The organism is Cryobacterium ruanii, from assembly GCF_004404055.1.
GTDB lineage: Bacteria > Actinomycetota > Actinomycetes > Actinomycetales > Microbacteriaceae > Cryobacterium > Cryobacterium ruanii.
In genome coordinates this window covers 164,008-189,864 of the sequence record NZ_SOHK01000014.1, presented here as the reverse complement: position 1 = coordinate 189,864, position 25,857 = coordinate 164,008, and the positions used below count along the sequence as shown (strand labels likewise).

Sequence of the window (25,857 nt, the reverse complement as noted above, 5' to 3'; positions counted from 1 at the left end):
CTGATGCAATAGTGCACTCTTTCCGGCACGTCTTCGACCGAAGTATTGCGCCCTGCGCATAAATCGCCGACTCTGACGCTGACGCCACTCCGGGCGGTCAGGCGAAGAGGTTCGATACGTAAGCGACTTCGTCGGCAGAAGGTCTCCAGGACGTTGCCGCGGCCGCGTTCTGGGTGATCTGCTCTGGTTTTGTGGCACCCGCGATGACGCTCGTCAGCCCCGGCTGGGCCAGCAGCCAGGCGAACGTCGCCGCCAACATGGTCACCCCTCGCGCGTCGCACCACTCCTGGTATTGCTCGATCTTGTCCCAGGGAGCGTCGTCGGCGAGATGGCGCCGGATCATCATGATCCGGCTGTCGGCCGGTCCGCCTGCGCGGGAGAACTTGCCGGTGAACAGGCCGTTGTAGAGCGGGAAGAACGGCAAAAAGCCGAGGCCGTAGGCGTTGACCGCCGGCAGCACCTCGTCATCGGCGTCGCGCACGAGCAAGCTGTATTCGTTCTGGCTGGAGATGAAGGGTGGATGCCCGTTCATCCGGGCCGTGAACTCGGCCTCGGCGATCTGCCAGCCGGCCAGGTTCGAGTGACCGATATAACGAATTTTGCCCTCGGTGATGAGATCATGCAGCGTGGCCAAAGTCTCCTCGATTGGTGTCGACGGGTCGGGAACGTGCAATTGGTACAGGTCGATCCAGTCGGTCTGCAGCCGTCGGAGCGACGACTCGACGGCCAGGCGGATGTACCGGCGCGAGCCACGTGCGCCCCAGTCCGGACCGTTCAGCCCGCCCATGTCCATGCCGAACTTCGAAGCGAGCACGATCTGGTCGCGCTTGCCGCGGAGGGAATGGCCCATGAGCGTTTCGCTCAGTCCGCGCTCAGCGCCGTAGATATCGGCGGTGTCGAACAGTGTCACCCCCGCTTCGAAGGCCGCATCTATCACTGCTGTCGTGCCGTCCTGGCTTTCCGACGCGGTTCCGGTACGACCGAAATTGTTGCACCCGAGACCGATCGTCGACACGGTCAGGCCGGAGGAGCCAAGTCTGCGATATTCAATCTGAGCCATTCCTCCAGAATAGGCGCGCAGCGGTCTCCTGCACAGGCACAGGCATTCGCTGGCCATGCACCCATGTCCGAAACCCGCGAGGTGGACGTCGAGGCGGCGGCTACAGTCGAATCATGGACAGCATCCCGACGCAACCTTCCTCGTCTCCAACGTCAGCGAACGCGCTCCTTCGCCTCTCCAGCCCCATCGGCCGTCTCGAACTGACCGCCGACGACGCGGGCATCCTCTCCCTCTCCATCGAAACCGACGGCCAGTTGCCGCTCGAGACGATTCCAGAAACGTCCTCCCCCGTACTGCGGCGGGCCGCCGAACAACTCGACGAGTACTTCTCCGGAACAAGGCCATCCTTCGACCTTCCTGTGCATTTGACCCGCGGTACCGAGTTTCAACGCAGCGTCTGGGCACGGCTGGCGACCCTCAAGTTCGGCGATGTCATCTCTTATGGGGCACTCGGCAGCGCAATCGGCCGCACCGGTTCGGGCCGTGCCATCGGCGGGGCGGTTGGCGCCAACCCGGTGCCGATCATCATCGGCTGCCACCGGGTGCTCGCCTCGAGCGGCCAGATCACCGGCTATAGCGCCGGCCAGGGCATCCCGACCAAGGCGTGGCTGCTTGATCATGAAGGAATTTTGCATCGGTAGCGGTGCACGTGTGCGGTCGCGTGTGTCTTCAGCGGGGCCCGAGTGGCAGAAGACCTAGCGCCCGCACCGCGTCGCGCTCCTCTACGAGTTCCGCAACGGATGCCGCGATGCGGCCGCGCGAGAATTCGTTGCGTTCCAGCCCTGGCACGATGCGCCACTGCCCATCGACGGAACGCACCGGAAACGAGCACACCAAACCGGGCGGAACGTCGTAGGAGCCGTCGGAGAGGACGCCGGCACTGGTCCAGTCCGTGCCACGCCCGGTGACCCAGTCAGCGACGTGGTCGATGGCGGCGTTGGCTGCGGAACCGACCGACGAGCCCCCGCGCACGGCGATAATCTCAGATCCGCGCTGGGCAACTCGTGGAATGAACGTCTGCGCCAGCCACTGTTCGTCGACGAGGTCTCGAACGGCTCGACCTTCAGCGGTCGCGTGGAAAACATCCGGGTACTGACTGGCCGAATGGTTTCCCCACACGGTCAACCCGTGGATCGCACCGACGGGGACTTCAAGACGGTTGGCGAGTTGCCCGACGGCCCGATTGTGGTCGAGCCTGGTCATGGCGGTGAAACGATCCGGCGGCACGTCAGGAGCGTGCGCAGCAGCGATGAGAGCGTTGGTGTTGGCGGGGTTGCCCACCACGAGCACACGCACATCATCGGCGGCGCCGGCGTTGATGGCAGCGCCCTGCGGGCCGAAAATGCGTCCGTTGGCTTCGAGCAGATCGGCTCGTTCCATGCCAGGGCCCCGAGGTCGGGAACCGACCAGCAGTGCGATGTTCACCCCGTCGAACGCGACGCCGGGGTCATCGGTGACCGTCACTCCGCGAAGCAGATCGAAGGCGCAGTCTTCGAGTTCGAGAGCGGTGCCCTCGGCGGCTTTCAACCCCTGGGGTATCTCCAGCAGGGTAAGCCGAATCGGCGTCGTCGGCCCGAGTAACGCGCCGGCGGCGATGCGAAACAGCAGCGCATATCCGATTTGCCCGCCCGCGCCGGTAACGGTCACGTTGACGGGTTGCCGATGGATTGGAACGTTGACGGTTGCCGGTGCGGGGAAGATGCTGGCGTCTGTACTCACGCGCCCAGCCTAACCCCGGTGTAGATAACTTCCGGTGTAGATCGTCGACGATGCAGCGCGGCCCGCTGAGACGAGGTGCTGCTCGACGGTGAGCTCAAGTTCGCCGGGTGCACCGGGTGCCAGGCGTATTCCGACCGATCGTGCCCAGTCGAGGAGCTCGGCCATGGTGCGAAAATCATGCTGCTGCTCAAGCAAAGCCCGGGTGAACTCACCCTTGGATTTCTTGTTGAAGTGGTTCAGGGCACGCTTGCGTCCGTCCCCGGCGTCGGCGACGACCCGCAGATACAGCGAGTCAGGTCGTAGGGGGCGGGCGCCGAGAGCGACGTAGGCCTCTGACCGGAGATCGAGCAGCAGTCCCTCGGTCTGGCCGAGCACCGTCGAAACAACGGCGCTCCAGTGATGTTTGAGGGTGTGCGCCTTTAAGGAGTGCTGTGCCAACGTCAGGTTCGGCAAGCGCGAATCGTGCGACAGCCGATAGGCCGGTATCGGGTCGAGCGCACCGAGCGGCCCAAGCAGCGCGGAGTGCACGGCCAGGTGGGCACGCGCGAACTCGCGATGACCGACCGAGAGTGTGGCAGCATCCAACCCGTCGAATAGTACGCCGGTGTACCGGTCGATGACCGGCAGCGTCGCAGACGACAGCAGCTCACGGTTGCGGTCTATCTCGAACAGCTGCGTGCGGCCCAGTTTGAGGGCGGTGCGGGCTTCTTCCGGATGCCGCGCCAGGGCGACGAGCGCCCCTGCGAGTACTCGGCGCTTCGCGTTCAGGCTCGGATGGGCCAGGAGACTCCAGTCGAGGGGTACAGCTTCGCCGCCGGAGCGTTTCGTCTCCGACGGCGGAAGCAGTATCAGCACGAGTGTTGCAGACCCGCGGGTTAGGAACCGACGAGTTCGGCCTTGCGGGCCACGATGGTAACCGTGTCGTTGTCGATCGACAGGAAACCGTCCTCAGCCCTGGCGACGACCTTCGAGCCATCGGGCAGGGTGAGACGAACGTCGCCCAGCGCCAGAATCGCCAACATCGGTTCGTGACCGGCCAGGATGCCGATCTCGCCCTCGACGGTCTTGGCTACAACCATCGTCGCCTCGCCGGTCCAGACCTGATGGTCGGCCGACACAACGCTGACGGACAGCGACTTCGCCATGCTTAGTCGTTCTCCTTCTGGATCTGAGCCCACTTCTCTTCGACGTCGTTGATGCCACCGACGTTGAAGAAGGCCTGCTCGGCGACGTGGTCGAAGTCTCCGTTCGCGATTGCCGTGAACGACTCGATGGTGTCCTTGAGCGGAACCGTGGAACCCTCGACACCGGTGAACTTCTTCGCCATGTAGGTGTTCTGGGAGAGGAACTGCTGTATGCGGCGGGCACGGGAAACCGTGACCTTATCTTCTTCGGAGAGCTCGTCAACGCCGAGGATCGCGATGATCTCCTGGAGTTCCTTGTTCTTCTGCAGGATCGCCTTGACGCGCACAGCCGTGTTGTAGTGATCGGCACCCAGATAGCGGGGGTCGAGGATACGGCTGGTCGAGGTGAGCGGGTCGACGGCCGGGTAGAGGCCCTTCGACGCGATTTCACGCGACAGCTCGGTCGTGGCGTCGAGGTGGGCGAAAGTGGTCGCCGGTGCCGGGTCGGTGTAGTCGTCGGCGGGAACGTAGATCGCCTGGAGGGAGGTGATCGAGTGGCCACGGGTCGACGTGATGCGCTCCTGAAGGATGCCCATCTCGTCGGCCAGGTTGGGCTGGTAGCCCACGGCGGAAGGCATTCGGCCCAACAGGGTCGACACCTCAGAACCGGCCTGGGTGAAGCGGAAAATATTGTCGATGAAGAGCAAAACGTCTTGCTTCTCCACGTCGCGGAAGTACTCGGCCATGGTCAGGGCGGAGAGCGCGACGCGCAGACGCGTTCCCGGCGGCTCATCCATTTGGCCGAACACCAGGGCAGTCTTGTCGAAGACGCCGGCTTCTTCCATCTCGGCGATGAGGTCGTTACCCTCACGGGTGCGCTCACCAACTCCGGCGAACACCGATACTCCACCGTGATCCTGCGCAACGCGCTGGATCATTTCCTGGATGAGGACGGTCTTGCCGACTCCGGCACCACCGAACAGGCCGATCTTTCCACCGAGAACGTACGGCGTGAGAAGGTCGATTACCTTGATACCGGTTTCGAAGAGCTGAGTCTTGGACTCCAGCTGGTCGAAGGCCGGCGGCTTGCGGTGGATGGGCCAGCGCTCGGTGATCTCGATCTTCTCGCCGGGCTTGGCGTTGAGCACATCGCCGATGACGTTGAATACTTTGCCCTTGGTGACGTTTCCGACCGGAACCGTGATGGGGCTGCCGGTGTCGCGCACTTCCTGGCCGCGGACGAGTCCGTCGGTCGGGTTCAGCGCGATGGCACGCACGAGGTCGTCACCGAGGTGCAGTGCAACCTCGAGCGTGATCTCGTTCGAGTCATCACCGATGGTGATCGTGGTCTTCAGGGCGTTATAGATGCCGGGGATCGAGTCATGCGGAAACTCGATATCGACGACGGGGCCCGTGACGCGCGCGATGCGGCCAACAGAGCCGGCCGTGTCCTCCGCCCGGACTGGCGCGGTTGCGGTGTCAGTCATAGCTCTCTCTTCTCTGGTCTTACTTCTTAGCGGATGAGAGCGCGTCGGCTCCACCCACGATCTCGGAAATCTGCTGGGTGATCTCGGACTGACGCGCGTTGTTCGACAGGCGGGTGTAGTCCGTGATCAGCTTGTCGGCGTTGTCGCTCGCCGACTTCATTGCCTTCTGGCGGCTCGCATGCTCCGACGCAGCCGACTGCAGCATGGCGTTGAACAGGCGACTCTCGATGTATACCGGGAGGAGACTGTCCAGAACCGTTTCAACGTCGGGTTCAAACTCGTAGAGCGGAAGAACCTTATTGTCGCCGGGTTCTTCGACCCCTTCGACGACTTCGAGGGGAAGCAGTCGAACGACCTCGGGCACCTGGGTGACCATGCTGACGAAGCGGTTGTAGACGATGTGAATTTCTTCGACGCCGCCGTCGGAATACTCCGTGAGGAATGACTCAAGCAGCGCCTCGCCGATTTCCTTGGCCGTCTCGAACTGCGGCTGGTCGGTGCCGCCGGTCCAGACTCGCTCCGACGCGCGGTTGCGAAAGCTGAAGTAGGCAATGGCCTTGCGGCCGACCAAGAAGTAGACGATGTCTTTGCCCTGGCCACGGAGCAGCTCGCTGAGCGACTCCGCCTCGCGCAGAACCTGCGAGCTGAACGCGCCGGCCAGGCCTCGGTCGGAAGCGAAAATGACGACCGCTGCGCGCTCGATCTTTTCAGGCTCCGTGGTGAGCACGTGCTCGACGTTCGAGTACGTGGCCACCGCCGAAACGGCGCGCGTCACCGCGCGTGAGTACGGGGTTGACGCAGCGACTCGCGCCTGCGCTTTCTGGATGCGCGAGGCCGAGATCAGCTCCATGGCCCGAGTGATCTTCTTGGTCGTCTGGGCAGACTTGATCTTCTGCCGGTAGACCCGAAGTTGCGCTCCCATGTGTCTGCTTCCTTGTCTTTCAGTTTGGTTTCGTCAGTGGTTCTACGTCGCGCGAATCGGCGAGGACTAGCGGCGGTGCTTGACGATCTTTTCCTGGTTGACGTCTTCGACCGCGATCGCCTCGAACTTTTCTTTGCCGACCGAGGCGAGCGGCTTGCCCTCACCGGTCTGGAATTCAAGCTTGAACTTGTCGACGCCGGCGGTCAGTGCGACGACGGTCTCGTCGGAGAGAACGTTGGTCTCGCGCAGGGTTTTGAGGATCTCGGTGTTACGACCGAGGAAGTCGAGCAGTTCTCGCTCGAAACGCAAAACGTCGGGTACCGGAACCTCATCGAGCTTGCCGTTGATGCCGGCCCAGATCGAGACGACCTGGTCCTCAACGGGATACGGCGAGTACTGCGGCTGACGCAGCAGTTCGGTCAGGCGGGCGCCACGGGCGAGTTGACGACGGCTGGCCGCGTCGAGGTCCGAGGCGAACATCGCGAAGGCTTCAAGGGAACGGTACTGGGCCAGCTCGAGCTTGAGCGTTCCAGAGACCTTCTTGATCGACTTGACCTGCGCGTCGCCACCGACACGGGAGACCGAGATACCAACGTCGACAGCGGGGCGCTGGTTGGCGTTGAACAGGTCGGACTGTAGAAAGATCTGGCCGTCGGTGATCGAGATCACGTTGGTCGGGATATAGGCGGCAACGTCATTGGCCTTGGTCTCGATGATCGGCAGTCCGGTCATCGAACCGGCACCGAGCTCGTCAGAGAGCTTGGCACAACGTTCCAGCAGGCGGGAGTGCAGGTAGAACACGTCTCCGGGGTACGCTTCGCGGCCCGGCGGGCGACGCAGCAGCAGGGATACCGCACGGTAGGCTTCGGCCTGCTTGGATAGGTCATCGAAGACAATGAGAACGTGCTTACCGGCGTACATCCAGTGCTGGCCGATGGCCGAACCGGTGTACGGGGCGAGGTACTTGAAACCAGCCGGGTCAGAAGCGGGGGCTGCGACGATGGTGGTGTACTCCATCGCCCCGGCGTCCTCGAGAGCACCCTTCACCGAAGCGATGGTGGAGCCCTTCTGGCCGATCGCGACGTAAATGCAACGAACCTGCTTGTTGCTGTCGCCCGACTCCCAGTTGGCCTTCTGGTTGATGATGGTGTCGATCGCGATCGCGGTCTTGCCGGTCTGGCGGTCACCGATGATCAGCTGACGCTGTCCGCGGCCGATGGGAATCATGGCGTCGATGGCCTTGATGCCGGTCTGCATCGGCTCGTGGACCGACTTGCGGCTCATGACTCCGGGGGCCTGCAACTCGAGGGCACGACGGCCCTCGGTCGCAATGTCGCCGAGTCCGTCAATGGGGGCGCCGAGCGGGTCGACGACACGGCCGAGGTAGCCGTCGCCGACGGGTACGGAAAGAACCTCGCCGGTGCGGTGCACCTCCATGCCTTCAACGATGCCGCCGAACTCGCCGAGTACGACGACGCCGATCTCGTCTTCGTCGAGGTTCTGAGCGAGGCCCAGGGTACCGTCAGCGAATTTGATGAGCTCGTTGGCCATCACGCCGGGCAGGCCCTCAACGTGGGCGATACCGTCGCCGGCCGTGGTGACGTAGCCAACCTCGGTCGTTGACGTCTTGTTCGGCTCGTAGGACTTCACGAAGTCCTGGAGAGCGCCACGGATCTCATCGGGGCTGATCGTTAGTTCTGCCATCATCTTCCCTTTTCTGTACGGCTGTACAGGTTCTGTCTGTTCGAGGACGCTGCCGCCCTGAGTCATCTGGTACTGCTGGGTTTGTGGTGCTGCTGGTTGCCAAACTGCGTAAGGATCAGCGAGCGAGCTGAAGTCTCAAATCTGCAAGACGGGTTGCGATGCTGCCGTCGATGACCAGGTCGCCGATTTGTACGCGAACTCCGCCGACCAATGCCGGGTCAACGACCTGGTTGATGGTGAGTGCACGTCCGTGACGTTCCTGGAGGTTCTTCTGCAAGCGGGCGAGCTGGGCGGGCGTGAGAACGCTCGCCGACGTGATGGTGGCGATCGAGGTGCCGGACTGGTCGGCAACGACGGCTGCTGCATGTCGCAGCAGTTCGCCGATGCGGCGGCCGCGGGGCTGCTGCACCAGGTGCCGCACGATGGCGAGCGTCTGACCCGAAACCTTGCCGGTCAAAAGCTTGTCGACGAGTGCTGCCTTGGCGTCGACCTTGCCGAGCTTGCTGGCCAGGGCTAACTCCAACGCGGCATCCGAGGAAACCGTCTTACCGAAAGCGAAGAGTTCACGCTCGATAGACGTACCTGCTGCAGCCGGTGTATCGGCCGAAACAGATAGTGCCGACGCCCGCAGGCCCAGTTCCTCGATCCCGGCGAGCAGGTCGTCGTGGCTGGACCAGCGTTCCGACACGGCCGCTGCGAGCAGGTCGAGCGCCCGAGGTGTAACGCTGGTGCCGAAGACGGCACGTACGAGGGTGACCTTGGCCGCGGCATCCGCTGCTGCATCGCCGAGTGCCGACAACAGCTGGGACGACGAACCGATCACGCGACCGGCACCGAAGAGGCTTTCACCCGTCGCCAGATCAGTCGTGCCGCCGGGGACGGACAGTGCCGCCCTCGATGTGGCGAGTGCTTCTCTGGTGGCGCTTCCCATTTGCTAGATCTTTCCGGCTGATGGAGTTGTTCGGGCAGTTGAAGTTACCGCCTCGCTGGCTTCGAGTTCTGCCAGGAAACGATCGACAATGGCGCTGGCCTTAGCGTCGTCGGACAGGCTTTCGCCGATGACACCCGAGGCGAGGTCAATGGCAAGGGTGCCGACCTCGCTGCGAAGCGACACGACGGCGGCCTGACGTTCGGCTTCGATCTGCGCCTTGGCACTGGCCGCGATTCGACCGGCTTCGGCGGCAGCCTGCTCCTTGTGCTCAGCAACAATGCGCTGGCCGTCGGTGCGGGCCTGCTCACGAATGGCGCCGGCTTCGGCGCGAGCATCAGCGAGTTGGGCCGTGTACTGCACGAGTGCAGCTTCGGCCTTGCGCTGGGCGTCGTCGGCCTTGGCAATGTTGCCCTCGATGGCTTCCGCACGGTCGTCGAGAAGCTTCTGCATCTTCGGGAGCACGAGCTTCCAGAAGAAGAACAAAATCACGACAAAGCAGACCGCCGACCAAATAATGTCGTACCACTCTGGAATAAGCGGGTTCTTCGCCGCTTCTTCCGTAGCGGCTGCAATTACTGCGTGAAGCATCATGCCTCCTAACTGAGTAGTGAAGAGGACTAGTTCGTGAAGATGAAGTAGGTGGCGATGCCGATGAAGGCGAGCGCCTCAGTGAAGGCGATACCGATGTACATCAGCACCTGCAGGCGACCGGCCAGCTCAGGCTGACGAGCGACACCCTCGATGGTCTTGCCAACGACGATACCTACACCGATTGCCGGGCCGATGGCTGCGAGGCCATAACCGACAGTCGCGATATTTCCGCTGATTTCCGCGAGAACGGTTGTTGCGTCCACGTGTGTTTCCTTCCGTAGTGGTGAATTCGGCAAATGCCGGATTCCTAAAGTGTCTAGTGTTCCTCAGCCAGCGCGAGCTGGATGTAGACGGCGGTGAGTAGGGCAAAAATGTAAGCCTGGAGGACGGCAATCAGCACTTCGAAGAGCGTGAAGGCGAAGCCGAAGACGAGGGTGCCAGCGCCGAAGAGCTTGAACCCGCCATCCGCAGTGAAGAAGAAAAACTGGGTGGCGCTGAAGAACAGCACGAGGAGAAGGTGTCCGACGATCATGTTCATCATCAGCCGCAGTGTCAGGGTGACTGGGCGCACCAGAAATGTCGAGATGAACTCGATCGGCGTCACGATGATGTACAGGGCCGGCGGTACTCCGGGCGGAAAGAGGGAGTTGCGGAAGAACTTCGCGGGACTCTTCTTAACGCCGGCGTAGATAAACGTTCCGTAGGAGATGACACCGAGCAGCAGCGGAACCCCGATCACCGAGGTACCCGCGATGTTGAGGAACGGAATGATTCCCGTGATGTTCATGAACAACACCATGAAGAAGATGGTCGTCAGGAGCGGCAGAAAACGCTTGCCGTCTTTCTTGCCGAGCAGGTCTTCGGCGATGTTGACACGAACGAAGTCGAGTCCCATTTCGGCCAGGCTCTGGCCGCGGGTCGGAATGATCTTCATGCGGCGTGTGCCGAGCCAGAAGACCAGCATCAGCACCGCGACCGCAAGGAAGCGGATGAGAATGATGCGGTTGATTTCGAAGTTGGTACCCGCGAAGAAAATTACATCGGGGAAGAACTCATTGATGGAGGGACCGTGAAATTCACCGTCGCCGGTGGCAGACGGGAGCATCAGGTTAACGGCGATTTCTAGCAGCGCTTTCTCCTGTTTCGGGGCGGTGAGCTCTGCTCGCGCAACGACGAATATGGGCAGGTTTGCGACGCTAAAAACGCATGGCAAACCGGGGTGGGATCGCTGTTTACTCTAGCAAAGATCAGGCGCTGCACCGAATCGAGGGCGGGAACGAAGGGTTGACGGGTTAGTCGTCGACCGGGGCGGGGGGCAGGATGACGTCGCTGGTATAGGACATGCGGCTCTTCATGACCACGACCGCGTCTACCACGAGGGAACCGATCACGCCGGCGATGATGCAGAGGAACAGCACCATCGGCTGGATCCATTCGCGGTCCTGCAGCACGACGAGCAGCACCAGGAAGACGACGAATTTGAGCAGCCAGCCACCCATGATGATTCCGAAGAAGCCTCCGATAGCGGATTCGCTTCCGGCGACTCGGTTGGCGAGCAGGATGCTGCCGGCCGTGATGCCCATGAAGGCGACCGACATGACCGTTCCGATCAGGGCGCTGAGCACGCCGGTGCCGCCGTCGACGACGTAGCCGATGACGGAGCCCACTCCGGCGATAGCGAGGGCGACCCAGCCTCCGTAGATCAGGATGCGTCGCAGTACGGGAATGGATGTGGGCTGGGGGGAAGTGGGCGGAGTGGAAGCTGGCGGGGTGGTGCTGGTCATACGTTCTCCTTGGCAGGGGATGCCGGTGCTGGGGCTGATGGTGCTGGGGCTGATAGTGCTGGGACGGATAGTTCCGAGGTGGCCGCTTCTTCGAGCGGGTCGAGCTGATCCAATACGGCAATCTGCGCCGGTGCCGATTGGCTGGCCCATTCCCCGGCCTTGCGCCGGCCGAGCGGGGCGAGCGTGACGATCGTGCAGATGAGCAGCGACGTGACCAGGAAGATGGTTGCGTACCAGGTCGGCAGGGCGAGGTAGACCGGCAGGATGTAGTAGAGCAGACACCCGACGGATGCTGCGGCTGTCCACCCGTAGAAGATCAGTACGGCATGCAGGTGGGAATGTCCCATATCGAGCAACCGGTGGTGCAGGTGTTTTCGGTCGGCGCTGAACGGAGATTTACCGGCGTGCACCCGGCGCATGACCGCGAGCCCAAAGTCGAGCATTGGAATGATCATGATCGCCACCGGCAGCAGGATGGGGATGAAGGCCGGGAACAGCTGCGAGCGGCTGGTAGCCGTTGGGTCGATTTGACCGGTGATGGCGATCGCGCTGGTCGCCATCAACAAACCGACCAGCAGCGCGCCGGCATCGCCCATGAACATCTTGGCTGGGTGCCAGTTCAAGGGAAGGAACCCGACGCAGGCGCCGACCAGGATTGCGGCGATGAGCGAGGCGAGGTTGAAGTAGTTGGTCGGCGAGGTGTCCCGCACGAGAAGGTAGCTGTAGAGAAAGAACACACCGTTGGCGATCAGGGCCACCCCGGTAACGAGGCCGTCGAGGCCGTCGATGAAGTTGATCATGTTCATGACCACGACAATGGCGACGACCGTGACTACGATCGACGTCCAGCCGCTCCAAACCGTGAGTCCGCCGATCGGCAAAGAGTAGATCTGCACGCCCTGCCAAGCGACCAGCCCGGCAGCGATGAACTGGCCGGCAAGTTTGGTCATCCAGTCGAGGTCCCAGATGTCGTCGGCGACACCGACGAGCACGATAAGGAGGGCCGCACCCAGGATCGCGAGAATCTGTTGCGGATCGGCGAACACCAGCCGGAGCGGCGCGAAGGCGCCCGCAGTGAGATAAGCAACACCGAAGGCCACCAGGATGCCAAGGAACATGGCGATCCCGCCCAGGCGCGGGGTGGGTCGGGTGTGCACGTCGCGTTCGCGAATCTTCGGGTACAGCCGGTACCTGTGGCTGAGTTTGTAGACCACGATCGACAGCACGAACGTGACGATCGCCGAAACGAGCGCGAGCAGAAAGAAAAGAGTCATGGGCTACCGGCTGGCGTCCGTTTCGTGCGGCACTTCGGTCGGCTCTTCGGTCGGCACTTCGGTCGGCGCGTCATTCTTAGACGGGGCGGCGATCGCGGGGGACGCATCCGTCTCACTTGGTTCTACCGGTGCTCCGGGAACGGCCGGTGCGGCCGCGAGTACGTCGCCGACGACGGCCGCGATCGCGTCTCGGGAGATGACGCCGCTGCGCACGATGTGCAGAAAACCGCCGTTGGTCTCAAAACCGGTGGCGTCGACGATCGTCGAGGAGCCGTCTCCGGACTGGCCGAACACGCTCTCGTAGGTGCTGCCGGCGGTGCCGCCGTCGAGGTAGACCTCGATACTCTCGCCGAGTGCCGCTTCGGCGGCTTGCGCGTCACGGGTGGCGGGCATCCCGCTGAGATTGGCACTCGAGACCGCGAGCGGGCCGGTCGCAGCGAGCAGATCGAGCGCGACCTGATTGCTCGGCATGCGCAGGGCCACCGTGCCGCGGGTCTCACCGAGATCCCAGACCAGTGACGGCTGGGCGTTGACGATAACCGTCAGCCCGCCCGGCCAGAACGCGGCGACGAGGTCGCGCACCGGTTGGGGCACGTCGACGGCGAGGGCGTCGAGGGTGGGGATCCCGGGAATGAGAACGGGCGGCGGCGACTGGCGACTGCGGCCCTTCGCGTCGAGTAGCAGCTGCACCGCCTCGGCGTTGAAGGCATCAGCCGCGACACCGTAGACCGTGTCGGTGGGGATGACGACGAGCGCCCCACGGCCGATAGCCGTGCGCGCCAGGGTGATGTGCGCCTGGTACTCCGAGTGGCTCGTGTCCGACTCGCTCGTGCAATCGTATATGCGTGTCATTTCCGGCAATCCTAACCCAGCGCGGTTGTGAAGAGCGGATGCCGGCCCCGCTCCCCGTGGACCGGCTTAGGGATGCAGCGCGGTGGTAGCCCGATCGCGGCTCGTGTAGTCGCGGTGGGTAGCCGCAGCGCGCCAGCCATCGGCGCTCAGCAGCGCTCGAATGTCTGATCCCTGCAGCTCGCCGTGCTCGATCACGAGCACACCCCCGGCGCGCAGCAGGCGCAGGCCGGCAGCCGACACACTGCGCACCACGTCGAGGCCGTCCGGGCCTCCGAAAAGTGCGTGGGCGGGGTCGAACAAGCGCACCTCGGGGTCGCGCGGAATAGCATCAGCTGGAATGTACGGAGGGTTGGAGATGACGACGGTGACCGTGCCGTCGAGTTCGGTGAAGGCATCGGCAAGGTCACCGAAGGCGAGGACGGCGTTGCCGGCAGCGACCTCTTCGAAGTTACGGGTCGTCCACGGGAAGGCTTCGGGCGAATTCTCGATCGCGAAGATGCGGGCGTGCGGCACTTCGGTGGCCAGGGCAAGGGCTATCGCTCCGCTTCCGGTGCCAAGGTCGACGCCGATCGGCTCGGGATCGGGCATGGACCGCAGCGCGTCGATGGCGAACTGGGCGACCTGCTCGGTCTCCGGCCGCGGCACGAAAACGCCAGGCCCCACGTTCAGAGACAGGGAACGGAACGGGGCACGTCCAGTGATGTGCTGCAGGGGTTCGCGGGTACTGCGGCGGGCGAGCAAGGTATCTATGGCGACGGCATCCGCTTCGCTGACGGGTTTGGCCAGAATGCTGCCGGCCTGCACTTCGCCACGGCTCTGGCCCAGCACGTGACCGATCAGCAGGTCGGCGTCAACCTCGGGGTCGGCGACTCCGGCGGCGCTCAGCCGGGCAATCGCTTGATTTCGCAGGGAGGTGATGGTCGAGGGCAGGGCAGACTCTGAAGAAGGCACGTAAGGAAATGTAACGCACCAACGCGTTGTCGGTCGGGAGACCTAGGCTGGAGGTGGTCCACCTGCCCAAATTTGATTGAATTCAGCCGAACGTCACCGAACGAAAGTTGCTCACGTGCCTAAGATCTATTCCGACATCACCGAAGCCGTCGGTGGGACCCCCCTCGTCAAGCTGAACCGTTTGACCGCTGGCCTCGGCGCGACAGTGCTCGCGAAGCTGGAGTTCTACAACCCTTCCAGCAGTGTCAAGGACCGCATCGGCGTTGCCATCATCAACGCCGCCGAGAAGGACGGCTCGCTGAAGCCGGGCGGAACCATCGTTGAAGCAACCAGTGGCAACACGGGCATCGCCCTGGCCATGGTCGGCGCAGCTCGCGGCTACACGGTCATTCTGGCCATGCCGGAAACCATGAGCAAGGAACGCCGCGTCATGATGCGCGCCTACGGCGCCGAAATCGTGCTGACCGCTGGTGCCGACGGCATGCGCGGTGCGGTCGAGAAGGCCGCCGAGATCGTCGCGAACACTCCCGGTGCCGTGTTGGCCAGCCAGTTCACCAACCCGGCCAACCCGGCCGTCCACCGTGCCACGACCGGTGTGGAGATCTGGAATGACACCGACGGCAGCGTCGACATCCTCGTCGCGGGCATCGGCACTGGCGGCACCATCTCCGGCGCTGGCGGATACCTGAAGGAAAAGAAGCCAGGCCTCAAGGTCATCGGCGTCGAGCCGATCGACTCCCCCCTCCTCACCGGCGGCAAGCCCGGCCCGCACAAGATTCAAGGCCTCGGCGCGAACTTCGTGCCCGAGACGCTGGACCGCCAGGTCTACGACTCGATCGCCGATGTGACCCTGGCGGACTCGCTCTCCACGGCCCGCATACTCGGCACCGACGAGGGAATCCTCGGCGGCATCTCTGGCGGCGCCGCCGTTTGGGCCGCGCTCGAGCAGGCGAAACTGCCCGAGAACGCCGGCAAGACCATTGTCGTCATCGTTCCCGGCTTCGGCGAGCGGTACATTTCGACCGTGCTGTACGAAGACCTGCTGGATTAAGAGAACGCTGTCTGCCCTACATGAATCCCCTGTCTTGACCGTGCTGTCGCGCCTCCGCGAAGATATGGCGGCAGCGCGCACCCACGACCCCGCTGCGCGCAGCAACACCGAGGTGTTCCTTGCCTACAGTGGGCTGCACGCGGTCTGGTCCTACCGGATCGCGAACCGCCTGTGGAATGCTGGGCTGCGCCTGCCCGCACGCCTGCTTTCCCAGGTCACCCGGTTCCTGACCGGGATTGAGATCCATCCGGGGGCGAGCATCGGGCGCCGGCTGTTCATCGACCACGGCATGGGTGTAGTAATCGGTGAGACGGCGGTACTTGGGAACGATGTGATGCTGTACCACGCGGTGACGCTGGGCGGTAAGAGCCGTCACGGGCATGCGCGCGGGGTCCGGCGGCATCCGTTCCTCGATGACGGTGTCACTGTGGGGGCAGGCGCCAAGGTGCTCGGGCCGATCACCATCGGCGCCTGGAGCACGATCGGTTCGAACGCGGTCGTGACCAAGGACGCCCCGCCGCGGTCGCTGCTCGTGGGGGTGCCGGCGACCATTCGCCCGCAAACTCCGGAGACGGCGGAGTCCGCGCGCGGTGGCACCCTGGAGCCCGAGTACTACCTCTGATCGATCGCACACCGCACGGACTCCGGGTACGGGGCCCGTGCGGGCTAAGTGCTACTCGGGGTCGCCAAGCTCGGCCAGGCGGGTTTCCTCGTCGGCGTGGATGCAGGAGTCGATGACGGGGCCGAGGGCTCCGTTCATGACGGCGTCGAGGTTGTAGGCCTTGTAGCCGGTGCGGTGATCGGCAATGCGGTTCTCCGGAAAGTTGTACGTGCGGATGCGCTCTGAGCGATCCATGGTACGAATCTGCCCCTTGCGTACGAGAGAGGCTGCCGCGTCGATCTCCTCCTGCTGCCGGGCCAGAACCCGGGCACGAAGCACGCGCATGCCGGCTTCCTTGTTTTGCAGCTGCGACTTCTCGTTCTGCATCGCGACCACGATTCCGGTCGGAAGGTGGGTGATGCGCACGGCGGAGTCGGTCGTGTTCACCGACTGGCCACCAGGACCACTCGAGCGATAGACGTCGATCTTGAGGTCGTTCGGGTGCAGCTCGACCTCTTCGGGCTCGTCGACCTCGGGGAACACGAGCACGCCGGCCGCGGAGGTGTGGATACGTCCCTGCGACTCCGTCGCCGGCACGCGCTGGACGCGGTGCACACCGCCCTCATACTTCAAGTGCGCCCATACGCCCTCGGCCGGGTCGCTCGAGTTGCCCTTGATGGCGAGCTGGATGTCCTTGATGCCGCCGAGGTCGCTCGAGGTCTGCTCGATAATCTCGGTCTTCCATCGGTTCGACTCGGCGTAGTGCAGGTACATGCGAAGCAGATCGGCGGCGAACAGTGCCGATTCGGCACCGCCCTCCCCCATCTTGATCTCCATGATCACGTCGCGCGCATCGAGCTCGTCCCGTGGAATCAGCAGGCGTCGCAGCTTTTCGGCCGTGACCTCCAGCTGCTCCACGAGGTCCGGGATCTCCTCGGCGAAGGCAGCATCTTCGTCGGCGAGTTCACGAGCGGCCTCAAGGTTATCGTCAACCTCTTTCCACTCGTGGTACGCCGCGATGATACGACTCAGCTCGGCATAACGCCGGTTGACCTTCTTGGAACGGGCCGGATTCGCGTGCAGCTCCGGATCCGCCAACTGCGACTGCAGGTCGTCGTGCTCGGCCAGCAGCGTGAGGACGGATTCGAACATTACTTATCCTTGTCTGACCCGTTCAGGGTCGGCATCGACTTCTGAACCTGCATGAGGAATTCAACGTTCGACGACGTCTCCTTGAGACGGCCGAGGATGAGTTCGAGTGCCTGCTGCTGTTCGAGCCCGGCGAGGGCGCGGCGCAGCTTCCAGGTGACCTTGACTTCATCGGCACTCATCAGCATTTCCTCGCGGCGGGTGCCCGATGCGTTCACATCGACGGCAGGGAAGATGCGCTTGTCAGCCAGCTGGCGTGACAGGCGCAGTTCCATGTTGCCGGTGCCCTTGAACTCCTCGAAGATGACCTCGTCCATCTTCGAGCCGGTCTCCACGAGCGCGGAGGCGAGGATGGTGAGCGAACCACCGTTCTCGATGTTGCGCGCCGCACCGAAGAAACGCTTCGGCGGGTACAGAGCGGATGCGTCGACGCCGCCAGAGAGGATGCGACCGGAGGCCGGAGCCACGAGGTTGTAGGCCCGGCCGAGGCGGGTGATCGAGTCGAGCAGCACGACAACGTCGTGGCCCAGTTCGACCAGGCGCTTCGCACGCTCAATGGCGAGCTCGGCGACCGTGGTGTGGTCTTCGGCCGGACGGTCGAAGGTGGAGGCGATGACCTCACCCTTCACCGTGCGCTGCATGTCGGTGACCTCTTCGGGGCGCTCATCGACCAGAACGACCATGAGGTGAACCTCGGGGTTGTTGGTGGCGATTGCGTTCGCGATCTGCTGCATGACGATGGTCTTGCCGGCCTTGGGCGGTGCCACGATCAGGCCGCGTTGGCCCTTGCCGATCGGGGCGACGAGGTCGATGATGCGCTGCGTGAGCTTGCCCGGCTCGGTTTCGAGGCGCAGGCGCTCCGTGGGGTACAGCGGGGTGAGCTTGTGGAAATCGACGCGGGTCGCGGCTTCCTCGACGGTCTGACCGTTGATCGAGTCGACCTTGACGATGGCGTTGTACTTCTGACGCCCGGACTGGTCACCCTCATGCGGCTGGCGGATGGAGCCGACGACAGCGTCACCCTTGCGCAGGTTGTACTTCTTCACCTGGCCGAGCGAGACGTAGACGTCGCTCGCACCGGGCAGGTAGCCGGAAGTACGCACGAAAGCGTAGTTGTCGAGGACGTCAAGGATACCGGCGACGGGAATGAGAACGTCGTCGTCGTTGACCTCGGGTTCGAAGTCATCCCCCTGGTTGGGTCCGCGACGCTTGCGGTCACGGTACCGGTTGCGGTTGCCGCGGCCGTTCAGTTCGTCATCGAGCCGATCGGGACCCTGGTTGCGGTCCTGGCCCTGGTTGCGGTCTTGGCCGCGGTCGTTCTGACCCTGGTCGCGGTCATTCTGGACCTGGTTGCGGTCCTGGTTGCGGTCGTTCTGACCCTGGTTGCGGTCCTGACCACGGTCGTTCTGACCCTGGTTGCGGTCCTGACCACGGTCGTTCTGGCCCTGGTTGCGGTCCTGACCACGGTCGTTCTGGCCCTGGTTGCGGTCGTTCTGGCCCTGGTTGCGGTCCTGACCACGGTCGTTCTGGCCCTGGTTGCGGTCGGCCTGGGCCTGGGCGCGCTCCTGGTTGCGCTCGTTGCGAGCCTGGCGCTGGCCCTGCGCCCGTGTCATACCCTCGTCGTTGGTGCCGTTCTGACCGCGCTCATTCTGGTTGTTCTGACGGTCGGCGACAGTTGCGTTCTCGCCCTGGTTGCGATCGGCGCTCTGCGCACGGTCAGCACCGCGGCTGCGACTGCGGCTGCGGCCCTGACGGGGTGCGGTGGAATCGTTCGACGAGTCGTTCGAGTCGTCGGCTGGTTCGATGGCTGCTTCATCGGCGACGGTAACCTCGGCGGCTGCGTCGTCAAACACGGCGGTCGCCTCGACCGGCGTCTCGGCGGATCCACCGGCGACGGCGCGTTGCGACGAAGCGCGACGGGTCGGACGGCGGGCTGGCGGTGCGTCTTCAACGGGCACGTCGACCGGCGCTTCAACGGGTGCGTCTGCGGAGTCGGCGACTACGGCGACCGCGTTGTCGAGCTGCACCGGTGCAACCTGCACGCGCCTCCGAGCCTGGCGTACCGGCTTGTCGGTGTTGGTTGCGCTGTCGTTGGTTGCGCTACCGTTCGTTGCGCTGTCGTTGGTTGCGCTGTCGTTGGTTGCGCTACCGTTCGTTGCAGCGTCGGAAGTGGTGCTCTCGACGGCGGATGCCGCGCCGCGGGCGTTGCGCGCGATTCGGGAACCGGCGGCCGGAGCGTCAGGCAGAATGATGCCGAATCCGGTGCTGGCGTCGGCATTGACGTGGGACTTGGCGGGAGCGGCGGTGCTGGTGCTGGCGCGACGCGGTGCGCGCTTGCGCGGGGCCGTTTCGATCGCGTCAGCGAGGCTCTCGGTTGGAGCGACCTCGCTCAGAGCCGCCTCGATCGGAGCAGTCTCGATCGGAGCGGGCGCAGCTACCGGAGCGGCCTCGACGGGAGCAGCGGTGCTGGCGCCTGCCTGAGCCGTGGTGATTGCGTCCACGAGTTCTCCTTTTCGAAGTTTGGAAGCGCCTGGGATTTTCAGTTCAAGGGCCAGAGCCTGAAGCTCGGACACGCGAAGGGTACTCAGGCGGGGAAGATCCGAGCCAGTGGCGCGGAGGTTGACATCAGTCACGAAGGGGGTTCCTTTCCCCTGCCGAACAAAAATTCAGGCCAGGAGAGATGTATGCAGCGACAAATGCGCTGCGGGTGATCCAATCCGACAAGTGGAGGGGATTGGGAAAAACACACACAGCCACGCACGAAATCGCTATAGCAGTGAGGTACAGGGAATGCACCGGAGAAGATGTCGCTGTATGCGGTCTCTGTCGGGTGCACGTCAACCCTAGCACCCCACAAACAGTCAGGCTGCCAGTCGGGCCGACATGCACGCGGCAGGTCGGCCCGATAAAACGTTCGCTATGCGGCGCTCTCCGCGATACTGTCCGAGCTCAGTGGATGCACGGTGGCACCCTGCATATCAACGGCGAGCATCAGGGCGCGCCACGGGGTGTCGGAGTTGCCCGCGACGAGTTCGGCAGCGATCAGGCGCTGGCCTGGGTCGCTCGCCAGCACGAGTATGGAGGGCCCGGCGCCGGACACGACGGCCGCGAAACCAGCGGCGCGCAGCAGGGTGATGAGCTTGTTCGTCTCCGGCATAGCGGCGGCGCGATAGCTCTGGTGCAGCTTGTCTTCGGTCGCGGCGAGCAGCAGCTCCGGGCTCTGAATGAGCGCAGCGATCAGCAGCGCAGACCGCGACACGTTGAAGACGGCGTCTTCGTGCGGCACCGAGGCCGGCTGCAGGCTGCGTGCGAGGGCGGTGGACATTTCCTGCTCGGGTACGAAGACGAGCGGTTTGACGCCGCGGTGCACCATGAGCTTTTTGTGGCGCGGGCCCTCCGGGGTGGTCCAGGCGATGGTCAGGCCGCCGAACAGGGCCGGGGCCACGTTGTCAGGGTGGCCTTCCATCTCGGTGGCGAGCACGAGCAGCATCTCGGCGTCGATGTCAACGACGCCCTCGAGCAGCCCCTTGGCGGCCATGATGCCCGACACGATCGCCGCGCCGGACGACCCGAGGCCGCGCCCGTGCGGAATAACGTTGTGGGCAACGATGTCGAGCCCGGGCATCGGCACACCGACGGCCTCAAAAGTGTGGATGATGGCACGCACAACGAGGTTGCTCTCATCGGTGGGCACCAGGCCGGCACCGACGCCGTGCACCTCGACGAACACGCCGGGAACGTTCCGCACGGTCACCTCGAGCTGGTCATACTTCGCCAGTGCCAGACCGAGGGTGTCGAAGCCGGGGCCGAGGTTGGCCGTCGTGGCCGGCACCTGCACCGAGACGGCGCGGCCGATGAGAGATACGGAACTGGTCATGCCTTCGCCAGGCCGAGGACGCTCGCGATTTCAGCGGTGTCGACGGGAACGATGGTGGGCACAACGTCGGAGCCATCGGCGGTGCGCAGCGCCCACTGCGGGTCTTTCAACCCGTGGCCGGTCACCGTAATGACCACGGTCGAGCCCTTCGGAATGAAGCCGGCTTCGGCTCGTTCCAGCAGGCCGGCGACACCGATAGCGGATGCCGGTTCCACGAAGATGCCGACCTCGGCTGAGAGGATGCGGTGAGCTTCGAGAATTTTGTCGTCGGTGATGGCACCAAAATAGCCATCGCTCTGCTCGCGTGCGTTCAGCGCGAGGTCCCACGATGCCGGGTTACCGATGCGGATCGCACTCGCGATGGTGTCCGGGTGGTCGACGCGGTGGCCGAGCACGATCGGGGCGCTGCCGGAGGCCTGGAAGCCGAACATGCGCGGCAGCTTCGTGGTGGCGCCGCGGGCGGCCTCTTCACTGTAACCGCGAAAGTAGGCGGTGTAGTTGCCGGCGTTGCCAACCGGAACGAACTGAAAGTCGGGGGCGTCGCCGAGCACCTCGACGACCTCGAAGGCGGCGGTCTTCTGGCCCTCGATGCGGTCGGGGTTGACCGAGTTGACAAGGTGAACCGGGTAGTTGGTGGCGAGGTCGCGAGCGATGTCGAGACAGTCGTCGAAGTTGCCTTGCACCTGCAGCAGTTGCGCATTGTGTGCGACGGCCTGGCTGAGCTTGCCCATGGCAATCTTGCCCTCGGGAACGAGCACGGCGGCGGTGATGCCGGCGTGGGTGGCATAGGCGGCAGCGGAAGCACTGGTGTTACCGGTCGATGCGCAGATAACGGCTTTCGCACCGTCTTCCATGGCCTTGGAGATGGCCATGGTCATTCCGCGGTCCTTGAATGAACCGGTCGGGTTCATGCCTTCGAACTTGATCCAGACCTTGGCGCCGGTACGTGCGGAGAGCGCGGCGGCCGGGATGAGCGGCGTTCCGCCTTCACCCAGGGTGATGATCGGGGTCGCGGCCGAAATGTTCAGTCGGTCAGAGTACTCGTTCAGCACCCCGCGCCACTGGCGGCTGACAATCGCGCCTGGCTTGGTCAGGCCGGGGTTGGTCTGGGCTGTACTGGTCTCGCTTGGGCTAAACATCAGACTCCTTCAACTCTTAAAACGGATGCGACTTCGCTGACGACACTGTTGGTAACCAGGTCCTGCACGGTGGCGGCGAGTGCGGCCTCCGTTGCGTCATGGGTCCCGATCACTAGGGTAGCCGTGGCCGAGCGGGCTGCGCGACTCTTCGTGGCCATCACGGCCGGCGTCATAGACTGCTCCACAAGCGCCAGCGAGACCTTGCGCTTGCTGAACACGCTCGCGATCGTCGCGAGCACGCCGGGTTCGTCGGTGACCTCGAGGGTCACCGCGTAGCGGGTGGTGACCCGCCCGATATCGAAGACCGGCAGTGCGGCGTAGCTCGACGCGGCCACTCCCGGCCCGCCGGCGACGTGGCGCCTCGCGATGGAGACGACGTCTCCGAGCACGGCCGAAGCGGTCTCGACTCCGCCGGCTCCGGCTCCGTAGAACATGAGGCTGCCCGCGGATTCCGCTTCGACGAAGACGGCGTTGTTGGCGCCGTGTACCGCGGCGAGCGGGTGGCTGCGTGGCACCATCGCCGGGTAGACCCGTGCCGACACGCCGTCGACGCCGTTCTCGTCGGTGACGCGTTCACAGATGGCCAGCAGCTTCACGACATAGCCGGCCTTGCGGGCCGACTCGATCTGGGCCGGCGTGACCAATTCGATACCCTCGCGATAAACGGATGCCAGTGGCACCGCCGTATGAAACGCCAGACTCGCCAGAATGGCCGCCTTCTGGGCCGCGTCGAAGCCGCCGATGTCAGCGGTCGGATCGGCCTCGGCGTAGCCGAGCGCGGTGGCCTCGGCCAGCGCGTCCTCCAGACTGGACCCTTCGGTATCCATCCGGTCGAGGATGAAGTTGGTGGTGCCGTTGACGATGCCGAGGATGCGCTTGACCTGGTCCCCGGCGAGGCTTTCCCGGAGCGGACGCACGATGGGAATTGCCCCGGCGACCGCGGCCTCGTAGTTGATCTGGGCGCCGACCTGGTTCGCGGCCGCGAACAGCTCGGGCCCGTGCAGGGCGAGGAGCGCCTTGTTGGCGGTGACAACATCCGCTCCACTGCTGATCGCGAGCAGAATGTGGCTGCGGGCCGGCTCGATGCCCCCCATCAGCTCGATGACGATGTCGGCGCCGAGAATGAGTTCCTCGGCGTTGGTCGTGAACAGTTCGCGCGGCAGGTCGACGGTGCGTTCTGCGTTCACATCCCGCACGGCGACGCCGACCAGTTCGAGGGTGGCCCCGACCCGATTGGCGAGCTCCGGCCCCTGTTCGAGCAGCAGGCGGGCCACCTGGGCGCCGACCGATCCACCGCCGAGGAGGGCTACGCGCAGGTTGCGGTATTCGAGCTTCAAGATTCTCCTTCGGTGGGCAAAAGCGCCCCGGTGTCCCGCGCGAGCAGGTCGGCAATCGTTTCGCCGCGCACGAGCATGCGTGCCTTGCCGTCTGAAACAGCGACGACGGGCGCACGCCCCTGGTAGTTGTAGTTGTTGGACAGCGCCCAGCAGTAGGCGCCGGTGGCGGGCACGGCGAGCAGGTCACCGGGCATCACATCACCCGGCAGGTAGTCGGAGTCGACGACGATGTCGCCGCTCTCGCAGTGCTTTCCGGCGATGCGCACGAGCACGGGCGCCGCCGTCGACGCACGATCGGCGAGGCGCACGGCATAGTCGGCCCCGTACAGGGCCGGGCGCACGTTGTCGCTCATGCCGCCGTCGACGCTGACGTAGAGCCGCGGGGTGCCAGACACGTCGACGGTTTTGGTGGTCCCGACGCGATACAGGCTCACGCCAGCGCGACCGATGATGACGCGACCGGGTTCGAACGCGACGACCGGCAGCGGAATGTTCAGACGCGCGCACGCAGTCGCGATGATGTCGGCCAGGGCCACGGCGAGTTCACGAATTGGGGTGGGTTCGTCGGCGCTCGTGTAGGCGATGCCGAAGCCGCCGCCGAGATTGAGTTCCGGCACCGGTCCATCGACGAGCAGGGCCGCGTGCACGTCGAGCAGCCGGGCGGCCGACTCGGCGAATCCGTCGGCGTCGAAGATCTGTGAGCCGATGTGGCAGTGCAGGCCGACGAAATTGAGCGCCGCTTCGGCGCGGATCAAGCCGACCAGCCTCGGCGCATCGGTGAGCACGATGCCGAATTTCTGGTCTTCGTGCGAAGTGGCCAGAAATTCGTGGGTGTGGGCGTGCACGCCGCTGTTCACGCGAAGGCGCACGTTCTGCACCCGGTTGTTGCGGGCGGCGGCTTCGGCGACGCGGCCGATTTCGACCTCGCTGTCGATCACGATCGTGCCGACGCCGACCCTGGTGGCCTCGTCGAGTTCGGCCAGGGACTTGTTGTTGCCGTGAAAACCGAGCCGCTCCGGGGCCGCTCCGCCGGCCAGTGCGACGGCCAGTTCTCCGCCGCTGCACACGTCGATGTTCAGGCCCGCGGCGATCATCCAGCGCACGACCTCGGTCGAGAGAAAGGCCTTGCCGGCGTAATACACCTTGGCGCTCGTGCCGATGCGCGCGAACTCGGCCTGGAACACGGCGAGCAGGTCGACGGCAGTGGTGCGGGCATCCGCTTCGTCGATGACGTAGAGGGGAGTGCCGAATTCGGCAGCGAGAGCCCCCGCGGTAACGCCGCCGAGTACGAGTTCGCCGGTGCTGGTGCGGACAGCCGAGGTGGGCCAGAGCCCAGGCGCGAGCGCATTGGCGTCGGCGGGTATGCGAAGCCAGTCGGGCGCCAGCGGATTTGGTGCGGGTGTCACGGAAAATACCTCACGAGAGTCGAAGGGGAATCTCAGCGAGCGAGCCCGGATTGGTCCCTGAAGCCGGAAAATGGGTCAGCCCGGGTAGGTGGGCGTGCCTGATCGTATTCTATCGTCGCGGGTGGCGAGGTTCGAATTAGTCGGTGCAGTTGCCGAGGGTAGTCAGCGACTGCGCGGTGAGCCTTAAACTGCTCGACTCCAGCGTAACGCGTGCCCGCTCGGGCGAAATGTCAACGCCGCTGAGCTCGACTCCCTCGGGGAGATAGCCCGCAACGCAGACCCCGATCGGTGCTTGCTGCAGGATGAGGTTGACGAGGGGCGTCGCGTCGATGTCACCGACGCCGCTGGTGACGGTGACCTCGGTGGGGGTGAAATTGAGCGTGTCACCGGCCGCGCTGGCCGTGGCCGTTGCGCTGTAACCGACGATGAACTCGAACAACGCCACGGTGCCGGTGTATGCCACGGTGCCCTTGCCGAGCGTCATGACAGCGTCGGCGGGAGCGGTGCCGGAGGCCAGAACGAGCTGGTTGAGCGCGGCCTGGTCAAGGTCGAGCGTGGCGGTCAGCGAGCCGATGGCCTTGGCAGTGTTGGTCGACACGTCGCGGGCAGTGACATGAACGGATGCCGGCACGCCGTCGACCGCCAGGTTCGGCGCGGTCAGCTCGATCTGGTCGAAGTTTCCGGCGATGAACTGTGCAATGACGGAAGTACCGCCGATGGTGACGTCGATGTCGCCGGTGACGGAAGCGGGCATCCGGTTGCTGATCTCAGTTTCGGCGCGGTCCTGCGCGAACGCGCGCAGCCCGCTGTCGACCAGAAAATAGGCGACAATGAGCAGAATGACGAGCACGCCCGCGATGATGAGCGGGACGAGACCGCGACGCTTGGTTCTGGCCAT

General features: G+C 64.3%; 25 protein-coding genes. 3 read left to right on the top strand and 22 right to left on the bottom strand.

From position 1 onward, the window contains the following. Positions 1 to 97: 97 nt before the first annotated feature. Positions 98 to 1,060, bottom strand: coding sequence for an aldo/keto reductase (locus tag E3T47_RS09480; RefSeq protein WP_134555832.1), 963 nt, complete (start codon positions 1,058 to 1,060; stop codon positions 98 to 100). 113 nt (positions 1,061 to 1,173) lie between these two features. On the opposite strand from E3T47_RS09480, the gene E3T47_RS09475 reads away from it, so the two are divergent. Beyond that, positions 1,174 to 1,701: a methylated-DNA--[protein]-cysteine S-methyltransferase gene (locus E3T47_RS09475; RefSeq protein WP_134555831.1), complete on the top strand. Its 528-nt coding sequence runs from the start codon at positions 1,174 to 1,176 to the stop codon at positions 1,699 to 1,701. 28 nt (positions 1,702 to 1,729) lie between these two features. Here the strand turns inward: E3T47_RS09475 and E3T47_RS09470 are convergent, their stop codons facing one another. The 14 genes from E3T47_RS09470 to prmC all read right to left on the bottom strand — a co-directional run bounded on the left by E3T47_RS09470 (position 1,730) and on the right by prmC (position 14,378). Continuing rightward, positions 1,730 to 2,728, bottom strand: coding sequence for a malate dehydrogenase (locus E3T47_RS09470; protein WP_134555875.1), 999 nt, complete (start codon positions 2,726 to 2,728; stop codon positions 1,730 to 1,732). A 60-nt stretch (positions 2,729 to 2,788) separates the two neighbouring features. Further along, positions 2,789 to 3,634 carry a YaaA family protein gene (locus E3T47_RS09465; RefSeq protein WP_134555830.1) on the bottom strand — a complete coding sequence of 282 codons (846 nt, stop codon included), beginning with the start codon at positions 3,632 to 3,634 and terminating at the stop codon, positions 2,789 to 2,791. Between the two features lie 20 nt (positions 3,635 to 3,654). Next, a complete protein-coding gene (locus E3T47_RS09460) occupies positions 3,655 to 3,924 on the bottom strand; it encodes a F0F1 ATP synthase subunit epsilon (RefSeq protein ID WP_134555829.1) in 270 nt (89 codons plus the stop codon). 2 nt (positions 3,925 to 3,926) lie between these two features. Continuing rightward, positions 3,927 to 5,390, bottom strand: coding sequence for a F0F1 ATP synthase subunit beta (gene atpD, locus E3T47_RS09455; RefSeq protein WP_092109402.1), 1,464 nt, complete (start codon positions 5,388 to 5,390; stop codon positions 3,927 to 3,929). Positions 5,391 to 5,409: 19 nt separating this feature from the next. Beyond that, positions 5,410 to 6,312: a F0F1 ATP synthase subunit gamma gene (locus tag E3T47_RS09450; RefSeq protein ID WP_134555828.1), complete on the bottom strand. Its 903-nt coding sequence runs from the start codon at positions 6,310 to 6,312 to the stop codon at positions 5,410 to 5,412. Positions 6,313 to 6,378: 66 nt separating this feature from the next. Further along, positions 6,379 to 8,016, bottom strand: a complete 1,638-nt coding sequence (atpA, locus tag E3T47_RS09445) for a F0F1 ATP synthase subunit alpha (RefSeq protein ID WP_134555874.1) — start codon at positions 8,014 to 8,016, stop codon at positions 6,379 to 6,381. 115 nt (positions 8,017 to 8,131) lie between these two features. Continuing rightward, positions 8,132 to 8,947, bottom strand: a complete 816-nt coding sequence (locus tag E3T47_RS09440; RefSeq protein WP_134555827.1) for a F0F1 ATP synthase subunit delta — start codon at positions 8,945 to 8,947, stop codon at positions 8,132 to 8,134. Positions 8,948 to 8,950: 3 nt separating this feature from the next. Next, positions 8,951 to 9,535 carry a F0F1 ATP synthase subunit B gene (locus tag E3T47_RS09435; protein ID WP_134555826.1) on the bottom strand — a complete coding sequence of 195 codons (585 nt, stop codon included), beginning with the start codon at positions 9,533 to 9,535 and terminating at the stop codon, positions 8,951 to 8,953. Between the two features lie 29 nt (positions 9,536 to 9,564). Next, positions 9,565 to 9,801 carry an ATP synthase F0 subunit C gene (atpE, locus tag E3T47_RS09430; protein WP_092448748.1) on the bottom strand — a complete coding sequence of 79 codons (237 nt, stop codon included), beginning with the start codon at positions 9,799 to 9,801 and terminating at the stop codon, positions 9,565 to 9,567. 53 nt (positions 9,802 to 9,854) lie between these two features. Continuing rightward, entirely contained in the window at positions 9,855 to 10,643 is a 789-nt protein-coding gene (gene atpB / locus E3T47_RS09425) for a F0F1 ATP synthase subunit A (protein ID WP_134555825.1), read from the bottom strand. Between the two features lie 187 nt (positions 10,644 to 10,830). After that, entirely contained in the window at positions 10,831 to 11,322 is a 492-nt protein-coding gene (locus tag E3T47_RS09420) for a Cg1360 family ATP-synthase-associated protein (RefSeq protein ID WP_134555824.1), read from the bottom strand. Beyond that, positions 11,319 to 12,596 (bottom strand): MraY family glycosyltransferase, encoded by a 1,278-nt coding sequence (locus tag E3T47_RS09415; protein ID WP_134555823.1) that lies wholly within the window; start codon positions 12,594 to 12,596, stop codon positions 11,319 to 11,321. The genes E3T47_RS09420 and E3T47_RS09415 overlap by 4 nt, the downstream gene beginning before the upstream one ends. 3 nt (positions 12,597 to 12,599) lie before the next feature. Further along, positions 12,600 to 13,448 carry an L-threonylcarbamoyladenylate synthase gene (locus E3T47_RS09410; protein ID WP_134555822.1) on the bottom strand — a complete coding sequence of 283 codons (849 nt, stop codon included), beginning with the start codon at positions 13,446 to 13,448 and terminating at the stop codon, positions 12,600 to 12,602. 66 nt (positions 13,449 to 13,514) lie between these two features. Next, positions 13,515 to 14,378 carry a peptide chain release factor N(5)-glutamine methyltransferase gene (gene prmC, locus E3T47_RS09405; protein WP_134555873.1) on the bottom strand — a complete coding sequence of 288 codons (864 nt, stop codon included), beginning with the start codon at positions 14,376 to 14,378 and terminating at the stop codon, positions 13,515 to 13,517. A gap of 136 nt (positions 14,379 to 14,514) precedes the next feature. Here prmC and cysK point away from each other — a divergent pair, with 136 nt between their 5' ends. Further along, positions 14,515 to 15,450, top strand: coding sequence for a cysteine synthase A (cysK, locus tag E3T47_RS09400; RefSeq protein WP_134555821.1), 936 nt, complete (start codon positions 14,515 to 14,517; stop codon positions 15,448 to 15,450). Between the two features lie 34 nt (positions 15,451 to 15,484). After that, positions 15,485 to 16,072, top strand: coding sequence for a serine O-acetyltransferase EpsC (gene epsC, locus E3T47_RS09395; RefSeq protein ID WP_241982122.1), 588 nt, complete (start codon positions 15,485 to 15,487; stop codon positions 16,070 to 16,072). Between the two features lie 51 nt (positions 16,073 to 16,123). On the opposite strand, the gene prfA is transcribed toward epsC, so the two are convergent. From prfA to E3T47_RS09360, 7 genes are all read right to left on the bottom strand, one after another. Continuing rightward, positions 16,124 to 17,203, bottom strand: a complete 1,080-nt coding sequence (gene prfA / locus E3T47_RS09390; RefSeq protein WP_134555820.1) for a peptide chain release factor 1 — start codon at positions 17,201 to 17,203, stop codon at positions 16,124 to 16,126. Next, complete coding sequence (gene rho / locus E3T47_RS09385; RefSeq protein ID WP_134555819.1) at positions 17,203 to 19,833, bottom strand: transcription termination factor Rho; 2,631 nt, start codon at positions 19,831 to 19,833, stop codon at positions 17,203 to 17,205. The genes prfA and rho overlap by 1 nt, the downstream gene beginning before the upstream one ends. Positions 19,834 to 20,117: 284 nt before the next feature. Then, positions 20,118 to 21,077, bottom strand: a complete 960-nt coding sequence (gene thrB, locus E3T47_RS09380) for a homoserine kinase (RefSeq protein ID WP_134555818.1) — start codon at positions 21,075 to 21,077, stop codon at positions 20,118 to 20,120. Further along, on the bottom strand, positions 21,074 to 22,216 hold the full coding sequence (gene thrC / locus E3T47_RS09375) for a threonine synthase (RefSeq protein WP_134555817.1): 1,143 nt from the start codon (positions 22,214 to 22,216) through the stop codon (positions 21,074 to 21,076). The genes thrB and thrC overlap by 4 nt, the downstream gene beginning before the upstream one ends. Further along, a complete protein-coding gene (locus tag E3T47_RS09370) occupies positions 22,216 to 23,553 on the bottom strand; it encodes a homoserine dehydrogenase (RefSeq protein WP_134555816.1) in 1,338 nt (445 codons plus the stop codon). Before E3T47_RS09370 ends, thrC begins: the two co-directional genes overlap by 1 nt. Further along, the gene (gene lysA / locus E3T47_RS09365) at positions 23,550 to 24,959 is read right to left on the bottom strand and encodes a diaminopimelate decarboxylase (RefSeq protein WP_134555815.1); all 1,410 of its coding nucleotides are present in this window, start codon (positions 24,957 to 24,959) and stop codon (positions 23,550 to 23,552) included. Before lysA ends, E3T47_RS09370 begins: the two co-directional genes overlap by 4 nt. A 136-nt stretch (positions 24,960 to 25,095) precedes the next feature. After that, complete coding sequence (locus tag E3T47_RS09360; protein WP_134555814.1) at positions 25,096 to 25,857, bottom strand: LmeA family phospholipid-binding protein; 762 nt, start codon at positions 25,855 to 25,857, stop codon at positions 25,096 to 25,098.

Excerpts from the sequence above, each read along its gene's own strand:
- E3T47_RS09410 (WP_134555822.1), bottom strand. The coding sequence starts at position 13,448 with ATGACACGCATATACGATTGCACGAGCGAGTCGGACACGAGCCACTCG.
- atpB (WP_134555825.1), bottom strand. The coding sequence starts at position 10,643 with ATGCTCCCGTCTGCCACCGGCGACGGTGAATTTCACGGTCCCTCCATC.
- E3T47_RS09420 (WP_134555824.1), bottom strand. The coding sequence starts at position 11,322 with ATGACCAGCACCACCCCGCCAGCTTCCACTCCGCCCACTTCCCCCCAG.
- E3T47_RS09480 (WP_134555832.1), bottom strand. The coding sequence starts at position 1,060 with ATGGCTCAGATTGAATATCGCAGACTTGGCTCCTCCGGCCTGACCGTG.
- thrC (WP_134555817.1), bottom strand. The coding sequence starts at position 22,216 with ATGTTTAGCCCAAGCGAGACCAGTACAGCCCAGACCAACCCCGGCCTG.
- E3T47_RS09475 (WP_134555831.1), top strand. The coding sequence starts at position 1,174 with ATGGACAGCATCCCGACGCAACCTTCCTCGTCTCCAACGTCAGCGAAC.
- E3T47_RS09450 (WP_134555828.1), bottom strand. The coding sequence starts at position 6,312 with ATGGGAGCGCAACTTCGGGTCTACCGGCAGAAGATCAAGTCTGCCCAG.
- E3T47_RS09360 (WP_134555814.1), bottom strand. The coding sequence starts at position 25,857 with ATGGCCAGAACCAAGCGTCGCGGTCTCGTCCCGCTCATCATCGCGGGC.
- prfA (WP_134555820.1), bottom strand. The coding sequence starts at position 17,203 with ATGTTCGAATCCGTCCTCACGCTGCTGGCCGAGCACGACGACCTGCAG.
- E3T47_RS09415 (WP_134555823.1), bottom strand. The coding sequence starts at position 12,596 with ATGACTCTTTTCTTTCTGCTCGCGCTCGTTTCGGCGATCGTCACGTTC.
- E3T47_RS09460 (WP_134555829.1), bottom strand. The coding sequence starts at position 3,924 with ATGGCGAAGTCGCTGTCCGTCAGCGTTGTGTCGGCCGACCATCAGGTC.
- atpD (WP_092109402.1), bottom strand. The coding sequence starts at position 5,390 with ATGACTGACACCGCAACCGCGCCAGTCCGGGCGGAGGACACGGCCGGC.
- atpA (WP_134555874.1), bottom strand. The coding sequence starts at position 8,016 with ATGGCAGAACTAACGATCAGCCCCGATGAGATCCGTGGCGCTCTCCAG.
- E3T47_RS09435 (WP_134555826.1), bottom strand. The coding sequence starts at position 9,535 with ATGCTTCACGCAGTAATTGCAGCCGCTACGGAAGAAGCGGCGAAGAAC.
- thrB (WP_134555818.1), bottom strand. The coding sequence starts at position 21,077 with ATGACCAGTTCCGTATCTCTCATCGGCCGCGCCGTCTCGGTGCAGGTG.
- E3T47_RS09440 (WP_134555827.1), bottom strand. The coding sequence starts at position 8,947 with ATGGGAAGCGCCACCAGAGAAGCACTCGCCACATCGAGGGCGGCACTG.